19 protein-coding genes are annotated in these 22,839 nt (G+C 65.6%); 6 read left to right on the top strand and 13 right to left on the bottom strand.

Annotated features, from left to right (window positions below; translation table 11 throughout):
- Nucleotides 1-93 precede the first annotated feature (93 nt).
- The 4 genes from ylqF to NX780_RS23770 all read right to left on the bottom strand — a co-directional run bounded on the left by ylqF (nt 94) and on the right by NX780_RS23770 (nt 5,249).
- Complete coding sequence (ylqF, locus tag NX780_RS23785; RefSeq protein ID WP_258830367.1) at nt 94-1,041, bottom strand: ribosome biogenesis GTPase YlqF; 948 nt, start codon at nt 1,039-1,041, stop codon at nt 94-96.
- Between the two features lie 301 nt (nt 1,042-1,342).
- Nucleotides 1,343-2,548, bottom strand: a complete 1,206-nt coding sequence (locus tag NX780_RS23780) for a lanthionine synthetase C family protein (RefSeq protein ID WP_258830366.1) — start codon at nt 2,546-2,548, stop codon at nt 1,343-1,345.
- 244 nt (nt 2,549-2,792) lie between these two features.
- Entirely contained in the window at nt 2,793-4,145 is a 1,353-nt protein-coding gene (locus NX780_RS23775) for an RNA-guided endonuclease InsQ/TnpB family protein (RefSeq protein ID WP_258830365.1), read from the bottom strand.
- A gap of 174 nt (nt 4,146-4,319) precedes the next feature.
- A complete protein-coding gene (locus tag NX780_RS23770) occupies nt 4,320-5,249 on the bottom strand; it encodes a histone deacetylase family protein (RefSeq protein ID WP_258830364.1) in 930 nt (309 codons plus the stop codon).
- Nucleotides 5,250-5,426: 177 nt separating this feature from the next.
- Here NX780_RS23770 and NX780_RS23765 point away from each other — a divergent pair, with 177 nt between their 5' ends.
- The 5 genes from NX780_RS23765 to NX780_RS23745 all read left to right on the top strand — a co-directional run bounded on the left by NX780_RS23765 (nt 5,427) and on the right by NX780_RS23745 (nt 11,353).
- Nucleotides 5,427-6,347 carry an AAA family ATPase gene (locus tag NX780_RS23765; RefSeq protein ID WP_258830363.1) on the top strand — a complete coding sequence of 307 codons (921 nt, stop codon included), beginning with the start codon at nt 5,427-5,429 and terminating at the stop codon, nt 6,345-6,347.
- A complete protein-coding gene (locus tag NX780_RS23760; RefSeq protein ID WP_258830362.1) occupies nt 6,347-7,369 on the top strand; it encodes a DUF58 domain-containing protein in 1,023 nt (340 codons plus the stop codon). The genes NX780_RS23765 and NX780_RS23760 overlap by 1 nt, the downstream gene beginning before the upstream one ends.
- Nucleotides 7,366-9,387, top strand: a complete 2,022-nt coding sequence (locus tag NX780_RS23755) for a transglutaminase TgpA family protein (protein WP_258830361.1) — start codon at nt 7,366-7,368, stop codon at nt 9,385-9,387. Before NX780_RS23760 ends, NX780_RS23755 begins: the two co-directional genes overlap by 4 nt.
- The gene (mltB, locus tag NX780_RS23750) at nt 9,384-10,568 is read left to right on the top strand and encodes a lytic murein transglycosylase B (RefSeq protein ID WP_258830360.1); all 1,185 of its coding nucleotides are present in this window, start codon (nt 9,384-9,386) and stop codon (nt 10,566-10,568) included. Before NX780_RS23755 ends, mltB begins: the two co-directional genes overlap by 4 nt.
- A gap of 449 nt (nt 10,569-11,017) precedes the next feature.
- Complete coding sequence (locus NX780_RS23745) at nt 11,018-11,353, top strand: hypothetical protein (RefSeq protein WP_036216124.1); 336 nt, start codon at nt 11,018-11,020, stop codon at nt 11,351-11,353.
- Between the two features lie 157 nt (nt 11,354-11,510).
- On the opposite strand, the gene cysM is transcribed toward NX780_RS23745, so the two are convergent.
- Nucleotides 11,511-12,413, bottom strand: a complete 903-nt coding sequence (gene cysM / locus NX780_RS23740) for a cysteine synthase CysM (protein WP_258830359.1) — start codon at nt 12,411-12,413, stop codon at nt 11,511-11,513.
- A 102-nt stretch (nt 12,414-12,515) separates the two neighbouring features.
- On the bottom strand, nt 12,516-13,886 hold the full coding sequence (locus NX780_RS23735; protein WP_258830358.1) for a M28 family peptidase: 1,371 nt from the start codon (nt 13,884-13,886) through the stop codon (nt 12,516-12,518).
- Nucleotides 13,887-14,203: 317 nt separating this feature from the next.
- Between NX780_RS23735 and NX780_RS23730 the strand changes: the two genes are divergently transcribed.
- A complete protein-coding gene (locus tag NX780_RS23730) occupies nt 14,204-15,808 on the top strand; it encodes a methyl-accepting chemotaxis protein (RefSeq protein WP_258830357.1) in 1,605 nt (534 codons plus the stop codon).
- 14 nt (nt 15,809-15,822) lie between these two features.
- Here the strand turns inward: NX780_RS23730 and NX780_RS23725 are convergent, their stop codons facing one another.
- The 7 genes from NX780_RS23725 to rpsA all read right to left on the bottom strand — a co-directional run bounded on the left by NX780_RS23725 (nt 15,823) and on the right by rpsA (nt 22,725).
- Entirely contained in the window at nt 15,823-17,400 is a 1,578-nt protein-coding gene (locus NX780_RS23725; RefSeq protein WP_258830356.1) for a GGDEF domain-containing protein, read from the bottom strand.
- A 168-nt stretch (nt 17,401-17,568) separates the two neighbouring features.
- Nucleotides 17,569-17,928 carry a ComEA family DNA-binding protein gene (locus NX780_RS23720; RefSeq protein ID WP_258830355.1) on the bottom strand — a complete coding sequence of 120 codons (360 nt, stop codon included), beginning with the start codon at nt 17,926-17,928 and terminating at the stop codon, nt 17,569-17,571.
- A 103-nt stretch (nt 17,929-18,031) separates the two neighbouring features.
- Nucleotides 18,032-19,009 carry a D-glycero-beta-D-manno-heptose-7-phosphate kinase gene (gene rfaE1, locus NX780_RS23715; RefSeq protein ID WP_258830354.1) on the bottom strand — a complete coding sequence of 326 codons (978 nt, stop codon included), beginning with the start codon at nt 19,007-19,009 and terminating at the stop codon, nt 18,032-18,034.
- Nucleotides 19,010-19,014: 5 nt separating this feature from the next.
- Nucleotides 19,015-20,190 (bottom strand): lipopolysaccharide assembly protein LapB, encoded by a 1,176-nt coding sequence (gene lapB, locus NX780_RS23710; protein ID WP_258830353.1) that lies wholly within the window; start codon nt 20,188-20,190, stop codon nt 19,015-19,017.
- A 31-nt stretch (nt 20,191-20,221) separates the two neighbouring features.
- The gene (locus NX780_RS23705) at nt 20,222-20,527 is read right to left on the bottom strand and encodes a LapA family protein (protein WP_258830352.1); all 306 of its coding nucleotides are present in this window, start codon (nt 20,525-20,527) and stop codon (nt 20,222-20,224) included.
- 164 nt (nt 20,528-20,691) lie between these two features.
- Complete coding sequence (locus NX780_RS23700) at nt 20,692-20,997, bottom strand: integration host factor subunit beta (RefSeq protein WP_027864826.1); 306 nt, start codon at nt 20,995-20,997, stop codon at nt 20,692-20,694.
- 21 nt (nt 20,998-21,018) lie between these two features.
- Nucleotides 21,019-22,725: a 30S ribosomal protein S1 gene (gene rpsA, locus NX780_RS23695; protein WP_258830351.1), complete on the bottom strand. Its 1,707-nt coding sequence runs from the start codon at nt 22,723-22,725 to the stop codon at nt 21,019-21,021.
- Between the last annotated feature and the right edge of the window lie 114 nt (nt 22,726-22,839).

The raw sequence follows: 22,839 nt of genomic DNA, 5'->3' as shown, positions 1-22,839 counted from the left end.
TGGCGTGCGCCGCCACACTGCATCCGTGAATTGAACGCGCGGACGTTTGTAAATCCGGGCATTGCCCGGATTTACCCCGTCCACCCTACAAAATCACGTCCCGCGCTTGCCGCGCATCGCTTCCTCGGCCTTCAGGGCCGCCTTCTCTTCGGCGATGCGCGCCTTCTCCGCCATCTCGGCCGCATGCTGCGCCAGGGCCGCCGCGCGGGTCTCCGGCGTCTCCAGGCTGATCCTGCCCAGCGCCCCGGTGCGGTAGTCGTGCAGCAGCACGTGGGCCGCCTTCTCGTAGTCGAAGTCGCCGCCGCGCACGCGGAAGCCCCGGCGCGCCGCCACGTTCTCGATCACGGCGATGCCGTCCAGCCCCTCGGTCTTGAAGCCGTAGCGGGCCGTGAGCAGGTGGGGATAACGCTCCAGGAGCAGGTTGCCCAGGAACTCGGCCACCTCCTCCTCGATCAGCGCATTCGAGCCCACCGCGTGGCTGGCCGCCAGCATCAGGCCGTCGCTGGCCATGGCGATCTTCGGCCACAGCATGCCCGGGGTGTCGACCAGCACGATGTGCTTGCCGAGGTAGAGCTTCTGCTGGGTCTTCGTCACGGCCGGTTCGTCGCCGACCTTGGCCACGCGTTTCTTCAGCAGCGCGTTCATCAAGGTCGACTTTCCGACGTTCGGGATGCCCATGATCATGATGCGCAGCGGCTTGGTCGGCACGCCGCGGTGCGGGGCCAGCGACTGGCAGATCTCGGGGATGCGCGCCACGTCCGCCGGCTTCTTGGTCGTCATCGGGTAGGCGGTCACGCCGTCCTGGGCCTCGTAGTAGGCTTTCCAGGCGGCGGTCGCGACCGGGTCGGCCAGGTCGATCTTGTTCAGGATTTTCAGGCTGGGACGCTGGCGGAACTTGCGCAGTTCATCGACCAGGGGGTTGCAGCTCGCCTCGGGCAGGCGGGCGTCGAGCACTTCGATCACCAGGTCGGTGTTCTCCATCTGCTCGGCGGCTTCCTTCTTGGCCGCGTTCATGTGCCCCGGGAACCATTGAATGGACATGCTGTGCTTTCGTAATCTTCAATTCAAGGCGCTATTTTACGCTGCCGTCCGCCGCTGCAAGAAACCGCATGGCCGCATGGCGGCCAAAGCGACCCATCTCGCACTGGTCTGTTGATCCTCTGCAACGCATCCTGCGCCCGATGGCCCGACAATGGACTTTTCGCCCATTTCACGGAGAACTGTCATGCACCAGGCACCCAAGACTGCGTTGACGCGCTGGATCGTGTTCGGCACCCTGTGCGGACTGATCGCCGTCGCCTGCCTCTTCCAGCGCTTCCCTGTCCTGCCGCTCTGAGAACCTCTAAGCGTAGAACACGTCCAGCGTCGGGAATTGCGGCCTGGCGCGGATGCAGTCCCACAGGTAGATGGCAAGGCCGAGGTCGCCAGTCCACAGGGAATAGCGCAGCTGGCCGTACTCCCCGGCGTCGCGCTCGAACTGCTTCAAGGCGTGCATCGCAAAAGCGCGTGCGCGCTCGAGCCAGGCCGGCTCACCCGTGCGCCGGTACAGCACCAGGAAGGCGTAGCCGTTTCCGGCCGTCCCGTGGCACAGGTTGGAGCCCTTGCGCAGCGGGCCCGCCGCCCAGGTGGCTTCGCCGGCGCCGGCCAGGAGGTCGTCGAGTTCGCCCCCTGGAAAATCCGCCAGGGTGATGACGAAGCCCGGCGCGCCATGGCAGAACTGCAGCAGCTTCTTGGCGTTTTCCCGCTCCGTCCCGAAGAGCTGCGGGCGCCAGCTCACCCGTCCGCCTTCGATCGTCGCGCTCTTGCGCACCGTGTTGGCGATGCAGTCCTGCCAGCGCTGCCAATCGGCTGCGTCAAGCAGGTGGCGGCCCTTGACGAGGGGCGCCGCGGTCGCGACGAAGCCGTGGACGGCGTCCAGGTAGCTGCTCTCGCGGCCGTACAGGTCCTGGACCCAGTAGGCGCAGCCATGCTGCTCCGACCAGGCGAGCTGCTCCCATAGGATGGCCGCCGTCTCGCGGTACAAAGCGGCCCAGCGCGCTTCTCCGGTCCGTTCGTGCAGGAAGAGCGCGGCCAGCAGCGTGCCGGGGGCGCCCCACATCAGTTCGCGCGCCGGGTGGCTCCGGTTGGCGGCGACCAGCCGCGCCAGCTCGCCGGCCAGTTCGGGGTGGCGCGGCAGGGCCATCATCAGGATCGGCGTGTCGCCCATCAGCCAGGATGCCTGTTCGCCGGGCGCATTCGCCGCCAGCCAGGCGCGGTTGGCTGCCAGGAGATCTCGCCAGCCACCCAGCCAGTCCTGCGCGAGCGTCGCGGCGCCGCAATCCTCCAGGTACTGCAGCGCCCAGGCGACCCCGGCCGCCCCGTGGTACAGCGGCGTTTCGATGGGGTCGGGATCCTCCCCTTCGCGGTCCAGCGGGTGGACCGGCCAGTAGCGTCCGTCCCGGCACGCGGCCTCGGTCCGGGCCACGATGTGGCGGATCGCGGCGCGCGCGGCTTCTTCGTTCCAGGCCAGGGGTGTCAGGGTTTCGTGGCGTGCGGGATCATGCAGCATGTGCGTGCTCGACAGGATGCGGGATAAAAGCGCAAGTGTCGCACACTTCCTAAGGCTTGCTGCCGCAGGCGCTGGGGGGCAAGGGCTGGCCCGGATCGAAGGCGGCCAGCGCGGCGCGCGCGGCATTGCGGTCCTTCGCGTACTCGTTCAGGTAGCGGCTGCGCTCCTCGCTCTGCCATTCGGCATCCGGCCCCGGTCGCCGTTGATTTTGCTGTCATGGATGAAGACCACCGAGTGGTAGCTGCTATCGAGAACGTTGACGACAATGCGCATCGTTCTCTTCCTGCCCCGAACCGTCCTGCTGACCGTGCTCGTACCTGACAGGCGTGACTTTCCCGCCTCCCGCCGGCGCCAGGCCGGCGGCAGTGCCCAGCGTTACCGCCAGGCTCGCCACGGGTAGCGCCGTTGCAGCCCCAAGGGCGTTGGTGGCGAGCCGTTGCAGATTTTTCGCCGCGTTCACGTCGCGGTCGTGCTCGGTGCCACACACGCCGCAAGTCCAGTTGCGTTCCGCAAGGGCGAGATCTTCGTTTTTCGTGCCACACTTCGAGCACAACTTGCTGGACGGGTACCAGCGGTCCGCCAGTACCAGATCGGTGCCGTAGCGAAGCGCCTTGTATTGCAATTGACGCCGGATCTCGTAAAACCCGATATCGGCGATCACGCGCGATAGGCGGGCATTGGTCAACATACCCTTCACGTGCAGGTCCTCGATCACTATCGCTTGGTTTTCGCGACAGAGACGAGTAGTCACTTTGTGGATAAAATCGCGGCGCACCCGCGCGATGCGCGCTTGCTGGCGTGATAGCGCGTTGGCTACCTTGCCTCGATTTTTCGATACCGGCAACCGGGTGTTCTTGGGGATCCGGCCCACGACTCCGACCGCCATCTTGGCCATCTGCAGCTTGCGCGAGAGGCGGCGACTGCGGATGTGCACGCGTCGCAGCGCCGCCTCGAATGGGCGTGGCGCCGCGATCTTTTCGCCGGTCGACAGGGTTGCGGCGCTAGTCACCCCCAGGTCAACGCCGACGACCCCATCCCGGGTGCGGGACCGGCGCGCATCTTGCTCCGGCACATCGACCTGGATCGCAAGAAACCATTCCCCAGCTTCGCGCGACACGCTCGCGCCGAGTATCCTCCCCGGCCAGCGCAGCGCCTCGCGCAGCTTCACCCTGCCGACTTTGGGAAGCACCGCGCTCATTCCCTCCAAACGGAACCTGTCATTCGCAATATAGAAACTGTCGGCACAGCGGCCCTTCTTCTTGAATCGAGGTGGGCGAGCGGGACGGCCATCATGGCACTGGTCGAAGTAACGCGACCAAGCTTTGGCCAGATTCAAGAAAGGCTGCGAATGGGCGTCGCGGTGGATGCTACGCAGCCAGGGCTTTCCGTCGCCATCGAGCCAGGCGGGATCGCTGTATTTGATGCGGTTGAATTGCTTCTTGAGCGCCATCGCGTTCGGTCTCAAACCCAGCGCGGCCTGGCGCTGCCATTCGCCAAGGGCCCAGTTCCAAACGCGACGGGCAGTACCGGCCGCGCGCGAGAAATAGTCACGCTCGGCCGCACTCGCGTCAATCCTGATCCGGTGCGCCAGCAACATGTTCACTTTCCAATGCCAAGCTCAGTTGGTGACGGTTGTTGCGCTTCCGGCAAAGGCGGGCCGAGGACCCTTATTCTTCATTGTCAGCGCCGCATGTTCAGCCCGTGTACTGTAAATCGTTAGACGAGAGACGGCCGGCTGAGTTCCGTGACTAGGCAAGCGATAAGCGCGGGCTTATTCGAGCTCGGCCAGCACTTTCAGGTGGGCCACCACGCTGCGCCCCAGCGCCGACAGGGCGTAACCACCCTCGAGGCAGCTGACGATGCGGCCGTGCGCGTACTGCTTCGCCACCGCCATGACCTGGCGCGTGATCCAGGCGTAGTCGGCTTCCACCAGTCCGATGCCGCCCATGTCGTCCTCGCGGTGGCCGTCGAAGCCGGCGGAAACGAAGATCATCTGCGGCTGGTGGGCGTGCAGGGCCGGCAGCCAGAGGTCCGTCACCAGCTTGCGCACGGTGTCGCCGTCGGCAAGCGCCGGCACCGGCACGTTGACGCTGGTGGCCGTGATCGGTTCCGGGTCCGAGTAGGGATAGAAGGGATGCTGGAACAGGCTCACCATCAGCACCCTGGGATCGTTGCGGAAGGCGTCGGCGGTGCCGTTGCCGTGGTGGACGTCGAAGTCGACGATCGCCACCCGCTCGAGACCGTGCACCTCCATCGCATGGCGCGCCGCGATGGCGACGTTATTGAAAAAGCAAAAGCCCATCGCTTCGGTGGGCGTGGCGTGGTGGCCGGGCGGGCGCACCGAGCAGAAGGCGTTGTCGACCTCGCCCGCGATCACGGCGTCGGTCGCGGCCACCGCCGCGCCGGCCGCGCGCAGGGCCGCGCGGTAGCTGTCGTGGCAGAGGATGGTGTCGCCGTCGAGCGGATAATAGTCGCCGGCGGCCGGCACGTTGTCGCGCACCAGCGCCACCGCGCCCGGCGTGTGGTTGCGCAGGACGTCCTCGAGCTCGGCCAGCGGCGCGCTGCGCTGCTCGAGCAGGCCATCCAGGCGCGCCAGGATCAGCTGGTCGTCGATCGCGCGCAGGCGCTCGGGACACTCGGGGTGCCAGTCGCCCATCTCGTGCCGCAGGCAGTCGGGGTGGCTGTAGATTGCTGTGCTCATGTTCTGGGGTCTCCGTGCCTGCTCATCCATAGCGCACCCTCGTCGCCGATCTCGCATAGAATCGGTGCGAAGGCTTGTTGCCGACGGAGTACAAAGCTTGCCAATGGCGCTAATCTACCATGATGCCGCGCCGGCCTGCTCGGCACTGCGCACCGAACGGATCACTGGAACCCATCTATGTTCAACCAATTACATGCGGCCGCACGCCAGGTGGGTCAGGTCATCATCGGCAAGGACCAGCAGGTCCGGCTGGCCCTGACCTGCCTGCTGGCGGGCGGCCACCTGCTGCTCGAAGACCTGCCCGGCGTGGGCAAGACCACCCTCGCCCACGCGCTGGCGATCTCGCTCGGCCTGAAGTTCAACCGGGTCCAGTTCACCAGCGACCTGCTGCCCGCCGACGTGGCCGGCATCTCGGTCTACGAGCGCGAGACCAACGGCTTCGTGTTCCACCCCGGCCCGATCTTCACCCAGGTGCTGCTGGCCGACGAGATCAACCGCGCCACGCCCAAGACCCAGTCCGGCCTTCTGGAGGCGATGGAAGAACGCCAGGTCAGCGCCGAGGGCGTCACCCACGCCCTGCCCGAGCCCTTCTTCGTCATCGCGACCCAGAACCCGGCCAACCAGGTCGGCACCTTCCCGCTGCCCGAGTCGCAGCTGGACCGTTTCCTGATGTGCCTGTCGCTGGGTTACCCGGACGCCGCCGCCGAACGCGCCCTGCTGATGGGCGAAGACCGCCGCGCCATGCTGCGGCACCTGGCGCCGGCAATGCAGCCGTCCGAGCTGGCCCAGGCCCAGCGCGCGCTGAAGGAGATCCACGCCTCGCCCTCGCTGGTCACCTATGTGCAGGCGCTGGCCCAGGCCTCGCGCCAGAACGGCCTGTTCGCCGAAGGCCTGTCGCCGCGCGCCGCGCTCGCGCTGCTGCAGGCCGGCCGCGCCTGGGCCGCGCTGGAAGGACGCGACCACGTCATCCCCGAGGACATCCAGGCCGTGCTGGTGCCGGTCTGCGCCCACCGCCTGCGTCCCCTGCGCTCGGCGCAGGGCATGGCCGTGGCCAGCCGCGACCTCGTCCTGCAGCTGCAGAAATCGGTGCCGGTCTAATGGCGGTCGCGGGGCGCGCGGGTCGGGCCGGCTTTCGGGGCTGGCTGAGGCGCAGCACCGGCAAGTGGCTGCCGCGCCGCGGTGCCCTGGACGCGGGCGAGGTGGTGCTGAGCCAGCGCCGGGTCTTCATCCTGCCCACCCGCGCCGGCATCGGCTTCGCGGTGCTGCTGCTGGTCCTGCTCATCGGTTCGATCAACTACCAGCTGGGCCTGGGCTTCGCCCTGACCTTCCTGGCGCTGTCCTGCGCCCTGGTCGACATGGTCTTCACCTACCGCAACCTGGCCCACCTGGCCTTGCAGCAGGGCCGCATGCCCCAGGTCTTCGCCGGCCAGGAAGCGCAGTTCGAACTCCACCTGAGCAACCGCACGAAGCTGGCGCGCTACGGCATCTGGATCGACTTCGACGACGTGAAGGAGCCGCGCCATGTGGTCGACGTCAAGCCTGACGGCAGCGCGGCGGTGCTGCTGGCCGTGCCGACCACGCAACGCGGCTGGCTGCAGCCGGCGCGCGTGGTGCTGTCCACCCGCTTCCCGCTGGGCCTTTACCGCGCCTGGAGCTACTGGCGTCCGGCCGCGCGCGCCCTGGTCTATCCGCGTCCCGAAGAAGGCGCGCCGCCGCTGCCGATGTCGGGCAGCGCAAGCGGCAGCGGGCGCGCGGGCCCGACCTTGGACAATCGCGACGACTTCGCCGGCGTGCGCAGCTACCAGGCCGGCGACTCGCCGCGCCAGCTCGCCTGGCGCCAGATCGCGCGGCTCGACCCCAGCCTGGGCGGCCAGCTCGTGACCAAGCATTTCGAAGGCGCGACGGGCGACGAACTGGTGCTCGACTTCGCCACCCTGCCCGCCCATCTCGACCTGGAACTGCGCCTGTCGCGCATGACGCGCTGGGTGCTGGACGCCGAACAGCGCGCCCTGCCCTACGCCTTCCGCCTGGGCGCGCTGCACTACGATGCCGCCAATGGCGCGGCCCACCAGGCGGCCTGCCTGCGCGCGCTGGCCCTGTACGGCCTGGAGGCGGCATGAAAAACGCCGTCAAGCCGCCGCTGTTCGCGCTGCCGCTCCCGCGCGACAAGGCCGATACCCTGCTGCTGCTCGGAAGCGCGGTGCTGGTGCTGGCGCCGCACACCGCCCACCTGCCGCTGTGGGTCTCGCTGCTGTGCGCCGCGACCCTGGCCTGGCGCGGCTACATCACCCTGCGCGGCAAGCGCATGCCGTCAAGCCTGGTGCTGCTGCCGATCGCGGCCGGCGCGATGGCGGGGGTGCAGTTCAGCTATCACACCCTGCTCGGGCGCGATGCCGGCGTGGCCATGCTGGTGCTGCTGGTCGCCTTCAAGATGCTGGAGATGCACGCGCGCCGCGATCTGTATGTCGTGATCTTCCTGTGCTTCTTCCTGGTGCTGACCAACTTCTTCTACGCCCAGGGCATCGGCACCGCGGTCCTGACAGTGGCGGCGGTGCTGGCCCTGCTCACCACCCAGATCTCCTTCCAGTTCACCGGCGCCGTGCCGCCCCTGCGCGCGCGCCTGGCGATGAGCGGCAAGATGCTGCTATTCGCCGCGCCGGTCGCAGTCGCCATGTTCTTCGTCTTCCCGCGCCTGGGCGGCCCGCTGTGGAGCATGCCGGGTTCCGGCGGAAGCGGCAGCGGCAAGTCGGGGCTGTCGGAACGCATGGCGCCGGGCCAGATGTCGAACCTGGCCATGTCGGACGACCCAGCCTTCCGGGTGCGCTTCGACGGCCCCGTGCCGGACAAGTCGAAACTCTACTGGCGCGGCCTGGTGCTGGACGCATTCGACGGCACCGCGTGGACGCGCGGCGGTTCGCGGCCCGACCTCGACAATATCTCGCTGCGCGTGCGCGGCGAAGCGGTGCGCTACGAACTGACCCTCGAGCCTTCCGACACCCGCTGGCTGTTCACGCTCGACATGCCCGGCCACCTGCCCGAGATCGACGGCTACCGCAGCCAGGTCTCGCACCAGATCGAGCTGACCAGCGACCGCGCCCTGGAACAGCGCGTGCGCTATGCGATGACCTCCTACCCGGACTACACGCTCGACGGCGGCGACGCCCTGCCGGGAGCGAACCAGTGGCTGCTGCTCCCCTATGGCTACAACCCGCGGGCGCTGGCTGCGGGCCTGGCCCTGCGCAAGCTCGCCGATCCGAGGGATCGCGTCAATGCCGTGCTGCGCCAGTTCCGCGAGCAGCCCTACAGCTACACGCTGGAGCCGCCGCTGCTGGGCCGCCACTCGGTCGACGAGTTCCTGTACGGGACCCGGGCCGGCTTTTGCGAGCACTACTCGGGCGCCTTCGTGTTCCTGATGCGCGCGGCCGGCATTCCGGCGCGCGTGGTCACCGGCTACCAGGGGGGCGAACCCAATCCCATCGACGGTTTCGTCACGGTGCGCCAGTCCGACGCCCATGCCTGGGCCGAGGTCTGGATGCACGGCCGCGGCTGGGTGCGCGTGGACCCGACGGCCGCCGTGGCGCCCGAGCGGGTGCGCCGCAACCTGGCCTCCGCGGTCCAGCCGCCGGCGCCCTTCGGCATCGATGCGCTGCGCGGACTGTCGCTGTTCCGCGCCGGCGAAGACTCCCTGCTGGTCAAGCTGCGCAATGCGATCGGCGCGGTCAACAACGGCTGGAACCAGTGGGTGCTGAACTACACGCCGGAACGCCAGGCCGGGGTGATGCAAAGCCTGCAATCCCTGCTTTCGGACTGGCGCTTTGCCGGACTGGCAAGCATTAGCGTATTGATGTTGCTGCTGGCCAGAATTTTCTATCGCCGCAAGGCAATTGACCCTATCGAGGCGGTATACTCCGTCCTATGCAAGCGCCTCGCCCACCTGGGCCTGGCACGCGCAGCGGACGAAGGGCCCACCGCCTACGCGGCCCGGATCGCGGCCTCGCAACAGCTGGCGCCGCCATCACGCGAAGCCGCCGTCGAGTTCTTGCGCCGCTATAGCGCCTGGCGCTATGCGCCGCCCCAGCCGCAGGCTTCCGCGCAGCTGGCCGCCACCTTGAAGAGTCTATTGTCACAGCTTAGATGAAATCGTTTGTTCCCCTGCTTGCCGCGCTGGCCATGGCGTTTTCCCCGATCGGAAGCGCCGCAGCGAGCGCGAAGGATGTTCCCGCCCACAGCAAGACCAAGGCCTCGAAAGCCAAGGCCGGCAAGACCAAGGCCAAGGCCAAACCAGGCAAGCGCATCGCCATCAAGTCCACCCGCGTGATCAAGGCCGCCCCGGCGGCGGCCGTGATCGACTACGACGGCGAGCACAGCAACTTCCTCGAATGGCAGGCGGTGCGAGAGTTCATCGAGGAGATGGTCGCCCAGCACGGCTTCGAGCGCAGCGAGCTGGAATCGCTGTTCGGCCAGGCCCGCTTCATCGACTCGGCGGTGCAGCTCATGAAGCCTGCGCCGCCGGGCAAGCCGAAGAATTGGCAAGCCTACCGCGACCGCTTCATCGAGCCGATCCGCATCCGCGCCGGCGTGCGCTTCTGGAACGAGAACGCCCAGGCCCTGGCGCGCGCCGAGGCAGCCTATGGCGTGCCGGCCGAGATCATCGTCGGCATCATCGGCATCGAGACCATCTATGGCCGCGATACCGGCAAGTTCCGGGTGCCGGACACCCTGGCCACCCTCGCCTTCGCCTATCCGGAGACCCCGAACCGCGCGAGCCGCATGGCCTTCTTCCGCAGCGAACTGGCCAACACCCTGCTGTTCGCGCGCGAGCACAAGCTCGACCCGTTCTCGCTGCTGGGCTCCTTCGCCGGCGCGGTCGGCATGCCGCAGTTCATGCCCGGGAATATCCTGAAATTCGGCGTCGACTTCGACAAGGACGGCCAGATCGACTTGCGCAATTCTTCCGAGGATGCGATCGGCAGCGTGGCCAACTTCCTGATCCAGCACGGCTGGAACCCGGAACACCGCGGCAGCCCGGTGTTCGCCGCCGACGTGTCGCCGAACCAGGCCTGGGAACCGCTGTTGGAGCGCGGCCTGGCCGCCACCCTGCGCCCCGAGGAACTGCGCGCGGCAGGCGTGACGACAGCGACCAGCCTCCCAAGCGAGCGCCTCTATGGCCTGGTCGATCTGCAGAACGGCGCCGAGGCGACCGAGTACTGGGTCGCCAACGATAACTTCTTTGCCATCACCAAATACAACCGCAGTTACTTCTATGCCATGTCGGTGATCGAACTCGGCCGTGCAGCGGGTGCGGCGCGGGCTGAGTAAGCATTGCCGGACGGGAAAGTTTGTATCGATTTGTAACTGACTGCCCCGTCCTCCCCTGTCGTAAAGCTACCACTTCTTCTGCATACCCCCCAGGTGTATGCATCCTTATCCCGTAGATTCTCCATAGAAACATCTGCGCGGCCCTTATACCCCCTGTTTTCTTATTATTCTGTCAGCGGTTTTCATACCGTGCGGCATCAAAGCCGCGTTCACACTACACTTTTGATTGACCAAAAAATAATAACCATTTCCGTGAGTTTGTGAGAGAATTGCATTGCGGCTATTGTTGCGATGAGACAACAATTCTGAAGGGAAGACCCTGATTCTTATTACCATTAAGTATCAGATAAGAAATTAGTTGTACAATTGAATAGAAAATTACGAAATTACCAGTCTGGAGCCGGGCGCCGCATGGGGCTCCGTCCAACCCAAAAATAGGATATTGAATCATGACAAACCAAGTCGGCATCGACATGAACAGCGATTCGGAGTCCGATGAACTCCTGCAGTACAACCCGAATCGCCTGCTCGACACCCTGATCGAGAACCTCCGCCTGAAGAACGACGCAGCACTGTCGCGCGCCCTGGAAGTGGCGCCGCCGGTGATCTCGAAGATCCGCCACCACCGCCTGCCGGTCGGCGCTTCGCTGCTGATCCGCATGCATGAAGTCAGCGACCTGTCGATCCGCGACCTGCGCTATCTCATGGGCGACCGCCGCGCCAAGTTCCGCATCAGCGACAAGCAGTTCAAGCCGAAAGAAGGCGCCGCACCGAAAGAGGCGTAATCGCCCTTCGCTGCGCCGCAGGGCCCGGCGCCCTGCTGTCTGTGATGTTGTTACCGGGACATTGTTTCGATCCGGGCGTCGCCGCACCAGCAAAAAAGCCATCCCTCGGGATGGCTTTTTCGTTTGCGCATTCGCCGCCCGCGACGCCGCTTGCGGATCAGGCCGGGAATACCCCGGTCGACAGGTAGCGGTCGCCCCGGTCGCACACGATGAAGACGATGGTTGCGTTCTCCACGGTCTGCGAGATGCGCAGCGCCACTTCGCAGGCGCCGGCCGCCGAGATGCCGCAGAAGATGCCCTCCTCCGCCGCCAGCCGGCGCGCCATCTGTTCGGCCGCGGCCTGGCTCACCTGTTCGACCTGGTCCACGCGCGCCTTCTCGTAGATCTTCGGCAGGTAGGCTTCCGGCCACTTGCGGATGCCGGGGATCGAGGAACCTTCCTCCGGCTGGGCGCCGATGATGCGGACCGACTCGTTCTGTTCCTTCAGGTAGCGCGACACGCCCATGATGGTGCCGGTGGTGCCCATGGCGCTGACAAAATGCGTCACGCGCCCATCGGTGTCGCGCCAGATCTCGGGACCCGTGGTCTCGTAGTGGGCGCGCGGATTGTCGCCATTGGCAAACTGGTCGAGGATGATGCCCTGGCCGTCCTTCTGCATCTGGTCGGCCATGTCGCGCGCGTACTCCATGCCGCCCGACTTCGGGGTCAGGATGATCTGGGCCCCATAGGCCGCCATGCTCTGGCGGCGCTCGATGGACAGGTTGTCCGGCATCAGGAGGACCATCTTGTAGCCGCGGATCGCCGCCGCCATCGCCAGCGCGATGCCGGTGTTGCCGCTGGTGGCTTCGATCAGGGTGTCGCCCGGCTTGATCTGGCCGCGCTCCTCGGCGCCGCGCAGCATCGACATGGCGGCGCGGTCCTTCACCGAGCCGGCCGGGTTGTTGCCCTCGAGCTTGGCGAGGATGACGTTGTTGCGGGCGGCCGCATCCGCACCGGGAAGGCGCACCAGGCGCACCAGCGGGGTGTTGCCGATTGTGTCTTCGATGGTCTTGTAAGCCATTCCTTGCTCTTTCGCGATTTTCTAAACCGCTATTCTAATCCGGTCCGCAAGGTGGCGTACGGGACCGGCCTCGAGGCGAGGCCGGTCCGTGCTGCTGCCGGATCAGCGCTGCGGCATCGGATAGGTGGCGACGCTGACGTTGCCGTCCTTGTCCACCGCCTGCACGCCGAAGAACACATTGTCCTTCGACAGGTCGACCGTGGCCTCGGTGACGTTGCCGACCCACTTCGACCCCTGCCAGTTGGCGGCGGTGGTCTCGCGCCAGACGATGCGGTAACCGGCCACGTCCGGTTCGGGATTCGCCTGCCATACCAGGGTCGAATCGTTGGTCAGCTTGTCGGTGCGCAGCTTGACCTGCTGCGGCGCCGCCGGGGCCAGGGCCAGCGAGGCCAGCGCCGCGGCGTTCACCCGGGTCACCTTGGCGATGTAGTCAACATCATTGAACTCGATCAGGTCGCCATAGACCTTGCCATTTTCGGTACGCAGGTCCTGGTGCTGGTGCGAGAAGTCTTCCGCCGGCTCCGTGAAGCGCAGCGCGGCATAGCCCTGCTCCAGGAACGGCATGTGGTCGCCGCCGCGCAGGTAGCGGTCGGCGCGGTGGATGACGGACACCTTGAAGTCCTTCACGTAGCGCTCGCCCTGCTCCTTGGTGTGGCGGGCCAGCTGGCGCGAGAGCGAATCGCTGTCGCCGCCGGTCGCCACCAGCTGGCGCACGGCCTCGCTCATTTCCTTGGTCGCCGGAATGCTTTGCGAGAACAGGCGCACCTGCTTGTTGTCCACCTTGCCATTGTCGGCGCGCGAGCTGCCGATGATGTCGTTGGTGAACATGCCGGCGATGTTCAGATTCTTCTGGCGCGCCTGGGTCGCCCAGTGGCGGGCGCCCAGCAGCCCCTGCTCTTCCGCGGCCACGGCCATGAACACCAGGGTCGCGTCGAACTTGTATTTCGACATCACGCACGCCAGTTCCATGACGGCCGCCGTGCCCGAGGCGTCGTCATTGGCGCCGGGGGCGTCGGCGGTGTAGTTCATCACGTCGGACACGCGCGAATCGTAGTGGCCGCTGGTGACGTAGATGCGGTCCTTCGAGGCATCCTGGCTGCCCGGCAGGGTGGCGACCACGTTGACGATCTCGGTCGGACGCGAGATGCGCGCCGAGACCGGGGCAATGTGGCTGTCGAAGGACACCTGCAGATTGCTGCCGGCGCCGCAGCGCTCCAGCTCGGCCTTGATCCAGCGACGCGCCGCGCCGATGCCGCGGGTGTCGGATTCCGTTTCCGACATCGTGTGGCGGGTGCCGAAGCTCACCAGCTTGGCGACGTAGCCTTCGATGCGCTTGGGCGAGATTTCGGCGAGGATTTTCTTGATTTGCGGCTGCTGGCGGGTCAGGTCCGGCGCGGCCGGCGCGGCGCTTGCGGACGCGGCGGTGGCGAGCAAGGCGGCCAGCAGTGAGGAAGAGATGCGGGCGTGAGGCATGCGTACCTTTCTAGTCATGGTGTGCAATGTGACATGCACATCTTCTCATGCGGCTTGCTTAATGTCAGTCAATACACAAATGCAAAGCGACGCGTAGCATGTCTGTCGCAAAGTTTCTTTACATCACCTAAATTTGATCCAGGTCAACCACGCGCCGGTACACGCCTTGCTAGACTGATTTCGTAGCCAGCCCTGCTTCAACCACCGTTCCACGAGTCGTCCATCCCACCTCTCCCGGTCAGCAAGCTTGTCCACGGCAGGAATGTCCTGCTGCCGGCTGTGCACATCTCAGCAACAACCTTGAACAAGACATGAATATGAAATTGGCAAATTTTTCCATCGGTAAGCGCCTCGCGGTGGCTTTCGGCATCATCGGCGCGCTGCTCGTCCTCATGGCCCTCGTCGGCAGCATCATGCTCGACCGTATGAAGGCCAGCAGCGACACCATCGTCGAGGAGCGCATGCCGCGCATCGAAGCGGCGCAGGCGCTGCTCTCCGACGTGAACGACATCGCGATCGCCCTGCGCAACGTGATGCTGTCCGCCGATCCGGCCGACCGCGCCCAACAGGTGCAGCGGGTACTGGAGGCCCGCGCCAGCGTCGACAAGACGCTGGCCTATTTCGACCGGACGCTGGACCGGCCCAAAGGCCGCGCCCTGCTGGCGCAGATGCAGCAGGAAAATGCCCTGTACGTCGCAGGCCAGGACAAGATCGTCAAGTTCGTCAACGACGGCGACCTCGAGAGTGCGCGCGCCTTCCTCTCCAATGAGCTGCGTCCCATCCTCGGCCGCCTGAAAGGCGCGGCCAAGGAGCTGATCGGCTTCCAGAAGACCCTGACCGGCCAGGCTGCAGACGATGCCGCCACGGCCTACACCCAGTCGCGCTTGCTTACCTGGTCGCTCGGCGCCTTCGCCCTCATGTTTGCCGGCGTCGTCGCCTGGGCCATTACCGGCTCGATCGTGAAGCCGGTACGGCGCGCACTGGAAGTGGCCAACACCGTGGCGGCCGGCGACCTGACCAGCACGATCGACGTCGACACCCGCGACGAGACCGGCCAGCTGCTCGCCGCCCTGAAGGCCATGAACGAAAGCCTGGCCCGCACCGTTGGCATGGTCCGCGCGGGTACCGAGACCATCGCGACCGCGGCCAATGAAGTGGCGGCCGGTAGCCAGGATCTCTCGAGCCGCACCGAGCAGCAGGCCAGCGCGCTGGAAGAGACCGCCTCCTCGATGGAAGAAATGACCTCGACCGTGCGCCAGAGCGCCGACCACGCGCGCCAGGCCAACGAACTGGCCCATAACGCCTCCAGTATCGCGCGCCAGGGCGGCGCCGTGATCGGCCAGGTGGTGGCAACGATGGATGAAATCCGCAGCTCGGCCGACAAGATCGGCGAGATCACTGGCGTCATTGACGGCATCGCCTTCCAAACCAATATCCTGGCGCTCAACGCGGCCGTCGAAGCGGCCCGTGCCGGCGAACAAGGACGCGGCTTCGCGGTCGTGGCCACCGAGGTGCGCAACCTGGCGCAGCGTTCGGCCCTTGCTGCCAAGGAGATCAAGGAATTGATCGGCAACTCCTCGGCCAAGGTCCAGGGCGGCAGCGCCCTGGTGGCGCAAGCGGGCAGCACCATGGCCGATATCGTCGCCAGCGTCGAGAAGGTGACGGGCATCATGGGGGAGATCAGCACCGCGGCGATCGAACAGACCGCCGGGATCGAACAGATCAGCCAGGCCGTCGGCCAGATGGATGCGGTCACGCAGCAGAACGCCGCCCTGGTGGAAGAGTCTGCAGCGGCCTCGGAGACCATGCGCGAACAGGCGGTGACCCTGGCCGCCTCGGTGGCGGTGTTCCGCCTCGCCTCCCAGCCGGCCGGGGCGGCGCTCGGCCACGAAGCGAGCGGACGCCTGCGTCTAGCTGCCTGAGCGCTGCGGCGCTCTCAGCTGGCGCTGCAGTTCCTGCCCGCCTCCTTGGCGCGATAGAGTGCCGCGTCAGCCTGGGCCACCAGGTCTGCCCCGCCCTCGGCGCTCGCCGGCACCGCGGCGCACATGCCAATGCTGACGGTGACCACGCCAAGGGGAGAATCCGCGTGCGGGATGGCGCGGGACTGCAGCGCGACGCGGATGGTTTCCGCGACTTCGCGCGCGCCGGCGAGGTCGGTATCGGGCAGGATCACGACGAACTCCTCGCCGCCGTAGCGGGCCGCCAGGTCCCCGCTGCGGCGCAGGCCGCGCTGGATCGACTGGGCCACCGCCTTCAGGGTGGAGTCGCCAGCCTGGTGGCCATAACGGTCGTTGTATTTCTTGAAGAAGTCGACGTCCAGCATCAGCACGGCGAGCGAGGCGCCATTGCGGCTGGCGCGCCCCGCCTCGCGCGCCAGGGCCAGTTCGTAGTAGCGGCGGTTGAAGAGTTCCGTCAGGCCGTCGATGTAGGCCATGGTCGAGAGGGCCGTATTGGCTGTCTCGAGATGGGCCTTGGTCGACAGCAGCTCGCCCTCCAGCTGCTCGCGCAGGTTCACCTGGCGCACCACGCGGCGGCCGAGCAGCAGCAGGCCCGCGATCAGGAGCAGCAGGGCCGTGCCGGCGAACATGGCCGAATGGCGCCAGCCCGCCAGCACGGCATCCTGGTCCTGCAGCAGCGTTATTCCGACCGGATAGGCGCCGATGCGGGCGTGGCTAACGATATGCGCCTCGCCGTCGTGCTCGGCCACGGAGGTGCGCGTCGCGAAGCCCTGCCTGGCCTGCTGCAGGAAGACCGGGCTCGATGCGATATTGCGCCCGAGTTCGCGCGCGTCGAAGGGCGAACGCAGCAGCAGCGTGCCGTCGTTCAGGGTCATCAGGACCTCGCCGTCGGGGCCCAGGTCGAGGCGCTCGTAGATCTTGCGGTAGAAGTCGATCCGGATCGTGGCCAGCGCCACGCCGGCGAAGCTGCCGTTCGGATGCTCGATACGGCGCGACACCGGCAACACCCAGGCGCCGCTGGTGCGGCCGATGATCGGGCTGCCGATGTGCACGCCGCGGTCGCGCGAATGCTTGTGATACTGGAAATAGGCGCGGTCGGAGTTGTTGCGGCCGTCGAACTTGCGTCCCGAGGAATTGGCGATCCAGCGCCCGGTGTCATCGTAGACGAACAGGCCCTGCAGCGCCGGCAGATGAGCCATCTGCTTGGCCATCAGGGTGCGCAGGCGGTCGACGTTCAGCTCGGACCAGCCTTCCGCCTCGATCTTGTCGACCAGGGACACCAGCACGGTATCGGCCACGTTGAAGGAGGAGTTGGCCTGGGTGGCCAGGGTCAGCGAGGTATTCGAGGCAGCGATCCTGGCGTTGGCCAGTTCCAGCGCGCGTGCGTGAAGCAGGCTCCAGACCAGGATCACGGCTGCCGCCAGGCAGGCCAGCAGGACCAGGCTGATAGTGGCAGCCTTCACAGGGCGGCGCTTGCCGTAGAGACGGCCAAAACGGGCATTCTCTTTCCGCCCCAACTCCTTGCGCAGCAGCGCAACCGCTCCATCCCGCTTCATTGTCCACCTACCGAACCTGTACAAGCTCGCTAGTGTATTCCATATAGGCAACGAATTAACGCAGAGCGGTAGATGCGATACATATAAAACAATGACCGTATCCTGTTCGCTACAAAACAGGCGTGGAAACACAAAACCCGCGTTTCCGCGGGTTCCTCCTGCTGTCGATTACATGGCCGCTTTCTGCTCGGCCGGCTTGTCCTTCGCCTCTTTCTTGGCGGCCGCCTTCTCCGCCTTCGCCGGCTTGGCCATGCCAGCCTCCATCGGCTTGCCGTTCACCACGAGCCCCGCATCGGACAGCTTCATGGCCTTCTTGCCCTTCATGCCCTTGATGCGGTCCTGGAAATCGCCCCAGTCCTTGAACTCGCCCTTGGCGCGCTCTTCCAGGATCATCTTTGACATGCTCGGCCCCACGCCCTTGACGCCGTCCAGCGCGGCCGCGTCGGCCTTGTTAACGTCCACCTGGGCGAAGGCGAAGCCGGTCGAGGCGACCAGCGCGGCAACAGCAAATACCAGTTTCTTGATCATGTGCTTGTTCTCCGTGATTTTAGGACGATGACCAGCGAGCGCCGGCCATCCTTGCCCTAACGGAGAAGCCGGGCCGCCGTTGACGGCCCGGGCTTGAGCGAGCTCAAGCGGGGAACAGTTCCTCGCGGGTGACGGTCGCCGTGCCGAGTTTGCCGACCACGATGCCGCCCGCGCGGTTGGCGGTGGCCAGGGCTTCGTCGAGCGGCGCGCCCGCGCCCAGCATGGCGGCCAGGGTCGCGATCACGGTGTCGCCCGCGCCCGAGACGTCGAACACCTCGCGCGCGTCGGCATGCACGTGCAGCACTTCCTTCTCGCTGTACAGGCTCATGCCCTCTTCCGAACGCGTCACCAGGAGGGCCATCAGGCCCAGCTCGGCGCGCAGGCGCTGGGCCTTTTCCGTCAGTTGCTCTTCCGTCTTCCAGCCGCCAACCACGCGCTGCAGTTCCGAGCGGTTCGGGGTCAGGATGCTGGCGCCCGTATAGGGAGCGAAATCGTCGCCCTTCGGGTCGACCAGCACGATCTTGCCGGCCGCGCGCGCGGCCTTGACCATCTCGGCCACGTTCACCAGCGCGCCCTTGTTGTAGTCGGACAGGATCACGACGTCGTAGTCGGGCAGCAGGGCCTTGAACTGATCCAGCTTGTCGCGCAGCACGGTCTCGCTCGGCGCGTCCTCGAAGTCGATGCGCACCATCTGCTGCTGGCGGCCGATGACGCGCAGCTTGATGATGGTCGAGTTCGCCTCGTCGCGCTTCATATAGCTGTGGATCTTGCTTTCCGCCAGGAGCTTCTCGACTTCGTCGCCCGCCTCGTCCTGGCCGGTCACGCCCAGCAGGCCCGTGTGGGCGCCGAGGGCGGCGGCATTCCTCGCCACGTTGGCGGCGCCGCCCAGGCGTTCTTCGCGGCGCTCGATGCGCACCACGGGCACCGGGGCTTCCGGCGAGATGCGGGAAACGTCGCCGAACCAATAGCGGTCGAGCATCACGTCGCCCACGACGAGCAGGCGCACACTGGCGAGGTTGGGAGCCGCCTCGCGGCGGAAGCTGTCTGCCGCCAGCAGGCGGCTCGGGGTCAGGTTGCTCATCTTGCTCAGTTCATCACATTCAGTTCTTCGGTACGGCGCGGCGGATAGGTTTCCCAGCGGCTGCAACCCGGGCATTGCCAGTAGAACTGGCGCGCCTTGAAGCCGCAGTGGCTGCACTGGTAGCGGGCCAGCTTCTGGGTATAGCGCTGCACCAGGTTCTTCACCATCGACAGCTCTTCCCAGACGTGGGTCGGGGCGTCCATCAGGCGCGCTTCCAGCAATTTATCCAGACCCAGCAGGGTCGGGTTGCGGCGCAGCTCTTCGATCACCAGCTGTTTGGCAGCTTCCACGCCGTCGAGTTCGATGACGGCCTTGAACACGACCTCGATCAGGTCGATCGAGGACGCTTCGGCCAGGTAGGCGCGCAGCAGGTTCACGCCTTCCTGGGGGCGGCCGACCTTGCGGTAGCCGTCCATCAGGCGTCCGGCCACCAGGGCCACGTGCGGCACGCTCTGCTGCTCGACGCGGCGCCAGGTGATCAGGGCGGCCTCGGTGTCGCCCTGGGCCAGCTGCGCGTCGCCGTAGAGGATGGTGGCGCGCACGCTGGAGCGGTCGGCCTGCAGGGCCTTGTCCAGCAGGGCCATGGCCTCAACCGGCGGCAGGTGCACCAAAGCGTCCTGGGCCAGCTCGCAGTAGAACTGGGCGATTTCCTTCTGGCGTGCGCCGGCGCCGGATTCCTGCAGGCCGACGGCCACGTCGATGGCGCGGCGCCATTCTTTTTCGCGTTGGTAGATTTCCAGCAGGGCCTTGCGGGCCTGCACGGCGTAGGTGGTGTCGACCAGCAGGTTGAAGGTTTCCTCGGCGCGGTCCAGCAGGCCCGCCTTCAGGTAGTCCATGCCGAGCTCGTACCTGGCATGGGCCTTCTGCTCGCCGGGCAGGTCGGGACGCGCCAGCAGGTTCTGGTGGACGCGGATGGCGCGCTCGGTCTCGCCGCGGCGGCGGAACAGGTTGCCGAGGGCGAAGTGCATGTCGGCCGATTCCGGGTCGAGCTTGAGGATCTCGATGAAGGCGTCGATGGCCTTGTCCGGCTGGTCGTTGAGCAGGTGGTTCAGGCCCTTGAAGTAGCCGCGCGGCAGGGAGCGCGATTCGGAGACCAGTTCATTGATGTCGACGCGGGCCGCGATCCAGCCCAGGCCGAAGAAAAAGGGGATGCCGAGCAGCATCCAGATTTCGAATTCCATGTGTTCTTGTTCTGTATGTGGCGCCGCGGGGTCAGCGGGCCGGGTTCACGGCGTCCGGCGTCGGCTGGGCGTTGCCGGTGCCGGCGGCGCTCTGCAGGGCCTGGATGGTGTTCTTGTGCTGCGAGGTCTGGCGGCGCTGGCGGAACACGGTCGGGGTCAGGGCCAGGATGCCGAGGGCGGCGCCGGCGATGAAGAAGGCCAGCAGCATCAGCACCAGGGGGCCGCGCAGTTCGTAGTTGAGGAAGAAGTGCAGGTCGACTTCCTGGGTGTTCTTCAGGGCGAAGCCGAAGAACAGGACAAAAAGGATGATGCCGGCGATGGTCGAAACAAATTTCATCAGCAGTGCCCGCTGGTTGGATAGGCAAATGAGTGCACAAAGGCGAAGTGTCGCATATCCAACATGATATATGCAAAAGCCGAGGTGGCGCTGAAGCATGCATGGACGAAAAAAAAACGGCGGCCCCGAGGGGACGCCGTTTTTGTCCGCTTGCGCAGACGACTTCAGTCTTCAATGATTGGTTGCCCAACCATCGCATCCACCCGCTCGCGCAACTGCTTGCCCGGCTTGAAGTGGGGCACCCGTTTTTCGGGCACCATCACCTTGTCGCCGGACTTCGGGTTGCGGCCGATGCGCGGGGGCCGGCTGTTCAGCGCAAAGCTGCCGAAACCGCGGATCTCGATGCGCTGGCCCGTCGCCAGGGCGTTGGTCATTGCATCGAGAATGGTCTTGACGGCAAACTCGGCATCTTTCGCCACCAGCTGAGAATAACGCTCAGCCAGGCGGTTGATCAGCTCGGACTTGGTCATCTGGTCGCCTCGAAAAGGTGATTAGCCCTTGTTGTCGAATTTGGCCTTCAGCAGTGCGCCCAGGCTGGTGGTGCCCGAAGCGGCGCTGTTGTCGGCTGCCAGCTTGCTCATTGCTTCCTGGGTCTCGACATTGTCTTTCGCCTTGATCGACAGCTGGATGCTGCGAGCCTTGCGATCGATGTTGATGACCAGGGCTTCGACCTTGTCGCCCACTTTCAGGTGGGTGCCGGCGTCTTCCACGCGGTCGCGCGAGATTTCCGAAGCGCGCAGGTAGCCTTCGACTTCTTCGTTCAGCGCGATCACGGCGCCTTTCGGCTCAACCGATTTCACGGTGCCGGTGACCAGGGTGCCCTTGTCGTTCAGCGAAGCGAAGTTGTTGAACGGGTCGCCTTCCAGCTGCTTGACGCCCAGCGAGACACGCTCGCGCTCGACGTCGATTGCCAGCACGACGGCTTCCAGCTCGTCGCCCTTCTTGAACTTGCGCACGGCTTCTTCGCCGGCTTCGGTCCAGGACAGGTCCGATAGGTGCACCAGGCCGTCGATGTTGCCCGGCAGGCCGATGAACACGCCGAAGTCGGTGATCGACTTGATCGAACCCTTGACCTTGTCGCCCTTCTTGTGGGTCATGCCGAAGTCGTCCCACGGATTCGCCTTGCACTGCTTCATGCCCAGCGAGATACGGCGACGCTCTTCGTCGATTTCCAGGACCATGACTTCGACTTCGTCGCCCAGCTGGACAACCTTGTTCGGAGCCACGTTCTTGTTGGTCCAGTCCATTTCCGAGACGTGCACCAGGCCTTCGATGCCCTGCTCGACTTCCACGAACGCGCCGTAGTCGGTCAGGTTGGTGACCTTGCCGAACAGACGGGTGCCCTGCGGGTAGCGACGCGACAGACCGGTCCACGGATCGTCGCCCAGTTGCTTGACGCCCAGCGAGACGCGGTTCTTTTCCTGATCGTACTTGAGGACCTTGGCGGTGATCTCTTGACCAACCGACAGGACTTCCGACGGGTGACGCACACGACGCCATGCCAGGTCGGTGATGTGCAGCAGGCCGTCGATGCCGCCCAGGTCGACGAACGCGCCGTAGTCGGTGATGTTCTTGACGACGCCGGTGACCACGGTGCCTTCTTTCAGGGTTTCCATCAGCTTGGCGCGCTCTTCGCCCATCGATGCTTCGATGACGGCGCGACGCGACAGGACGACGTTGTTACGCTTGCGGTCCAGCTTGATGACCTTGAATTCCAGGGTCTTGCCTTCGAACGGGGTGGTGTCCTTGACCGGACGGGTGTCGACCAGCGAACCCGGCAGGAATGCGCGGATGCCGTTGGTCAGGACGGTCAGGCCGCCTTTGACCTTGCCGTTCACGGTGCCGGTGACGATCTCGCCCGACTCCATTGCTTTTTCCAGAGCCAGCCACGATGCCAGGCGCTTGGCCTTGTCGCGCGACAGGATGGTATCGCCGAAACCGTTTTCCAGCGATTCGATGGCCACGGAAACGAAGTCACCGATCTGGACTTCCAGTTCGCCCTGGTCATTCTTGAATTCGTCGACAGGAATGAAAGCTTCCGACTTCAGGCCGGCGTTGACGATCACGAAGTTGTGATCCAGGCGCACGACTTCAGCCGAAATGACTTCGCCCGAACGCATGTCCTGACGCGACAGCGACTCCTCGAACAGGGCGGCAAAGCTTTCCATACCGGTATCTTGATTGGTTGCAGTAGACATAAAGGTTATTACTCAGGTTAGCCCAGCAGGCCGGCAATGGTGCGGACTGAACTGGGGTTAGGTTGAAACACACCTGCGAAAGCGGAATTGCTTTTGCAGGCACCAACAAGGACG

It is taken from the genome of Massilia agri, from assembly GCF_024753255.1.
Classification (GTDB): domain Bacteria; phylum Pseudomonadota; class Gammaproteobacteria; order Burkholderiales; family Burkholderiaceae_D; genus Telluria; species Telluria agri.
The sequence above is the reverse complement of the archived record's forward strand: the minus strand, read 5'-3'. Positions and strand labels throughout refer to the sequence as shown.

Coding starts and splice junctions, on each gene's coding strand:
- NX780_RS23745 (WP_036216124.1), top strand. CDS start 11,018: ATGACAAACCAAGTCGGCATCGACATGAACAGCGATTCGGAGTCCGAT.
- NX780_RS23755 (WP_258830361.1), top strand. CDS start 7,366: ATGAAAAACGCCGTCAAGCCGCCGCTGTTCGCGCTGCCGCTCCCGCGC.
- ylqF (WP_258830367.1), bottom strand. CDS start 1,041: ATGTCCATTCAATGGTTCCCGGGGCACATGAACGCGGCCAAGAAGGAA.
- lapB (WP_258830353.1), bottom strand. CDS start 20,190: ATGGAATTCGAAATCTGGATGCTGCTCGGCATCCCCTTTTTCTTCGGC.
- cysM (WP_258830359.1), bottom strand. CDS start 12,413: ATGGCTTACAAGACCATCGAAGACACAATCGGCAACACCCCGCTGGTG.
- NX780_RS23770 (WP_258830364.1), bottom strand. CDS start 5,249: ATGAGCACAGCAATCTACAGCCACCCCGACTGCCTGCGGCACGAGATG.
- NX780_RS23775 (WP_258830365.1), bottom strand. CDS start 4,145: ATGTTGCTGGCGCACCGGATCAGGATTGACGCGAGTGCGGCCGAGCGT.
- NX780_RS23720 (WP_258830355.1), bottom strand. CDS start 17,928: ATGATCAAGAAACTGGTATTTGCTGTTGCCGCGCTGGTCGCCTCGACC.
- NX780_RS23760 (WP_258830362.1), top strand. CDS start 6,347: ATGGCGGTCGCGGGGCGCGCGGGTCGGGCCGGCTTTCGGGGCTGGCTG.
- NX780_RS23735 (WP_258830358.1), bottom strand. CDS start 13,886: ATGCCTCACGCCCGCATCTCTTCCTCACTGCTGGCCGCCTTGCTCGCC.
- NX780_RS23725 (WP_258830356.1), bottom strand. CDS start 17,400: ATGAAGCGGGATGGAGCGGTTGCGCTGCTGCGCAAGGAGTTGGGGCGG.
- NX780_RS23780 (WP_258830366.1), bottom strand. CDS start 2,548: ATGCTGCATGATCCCGCACGCCACGAAACCCTGACACCCCTGGCCTGG.
- NX780_RS23705 (WP_258830352.1), bottom strand. CDS start 20,527: ATGAAATTTGTTTCGACCATCGCCGGCATCATCCTTTTTGTCCTGTTC.
- mltB (WP_258830360.1), top strand. CDS start 9,384: ATGAAATCGTTTGTTCCCCTGCTTGCCGCGCTGGCCATGGCGTTTTCC.
- NX780_RS23765 (WP_258830363.1), top strand. CDS start 5,427: ATGTTCAACCAATTACATGCGGCCGCACGCCAGGTGGGTCAGGTCATC.
- rfaE1 (WP_258830354.1), bottom strand. CDS start 19,009: ATGAGCAACCTGACCCCGAGCCGCCTGCTGGCGGCAGACAGCTTCCGC.
- NX780_RS23700 (WP_027864826.1), bottom strand. CDS start 20,997: ATGACCAAGTCCGAGCTGATCAACCGCCTGGCTGAGCGTTATTCTCAG.
- rpsA (WP_258830351.1), bottom strand. CDS start 22,725: ATGTCTACTGCAACCAATCAAGATACCGGTATGGAAAGCTTTGCCGCC.
- NX780_RS23730 (WP_258830357.1), top strand. CDS start 14,204: ATGAAATTGGCAAATTTTTCCATCGGTAAGCGCCTCGCGGTGGCTTTC.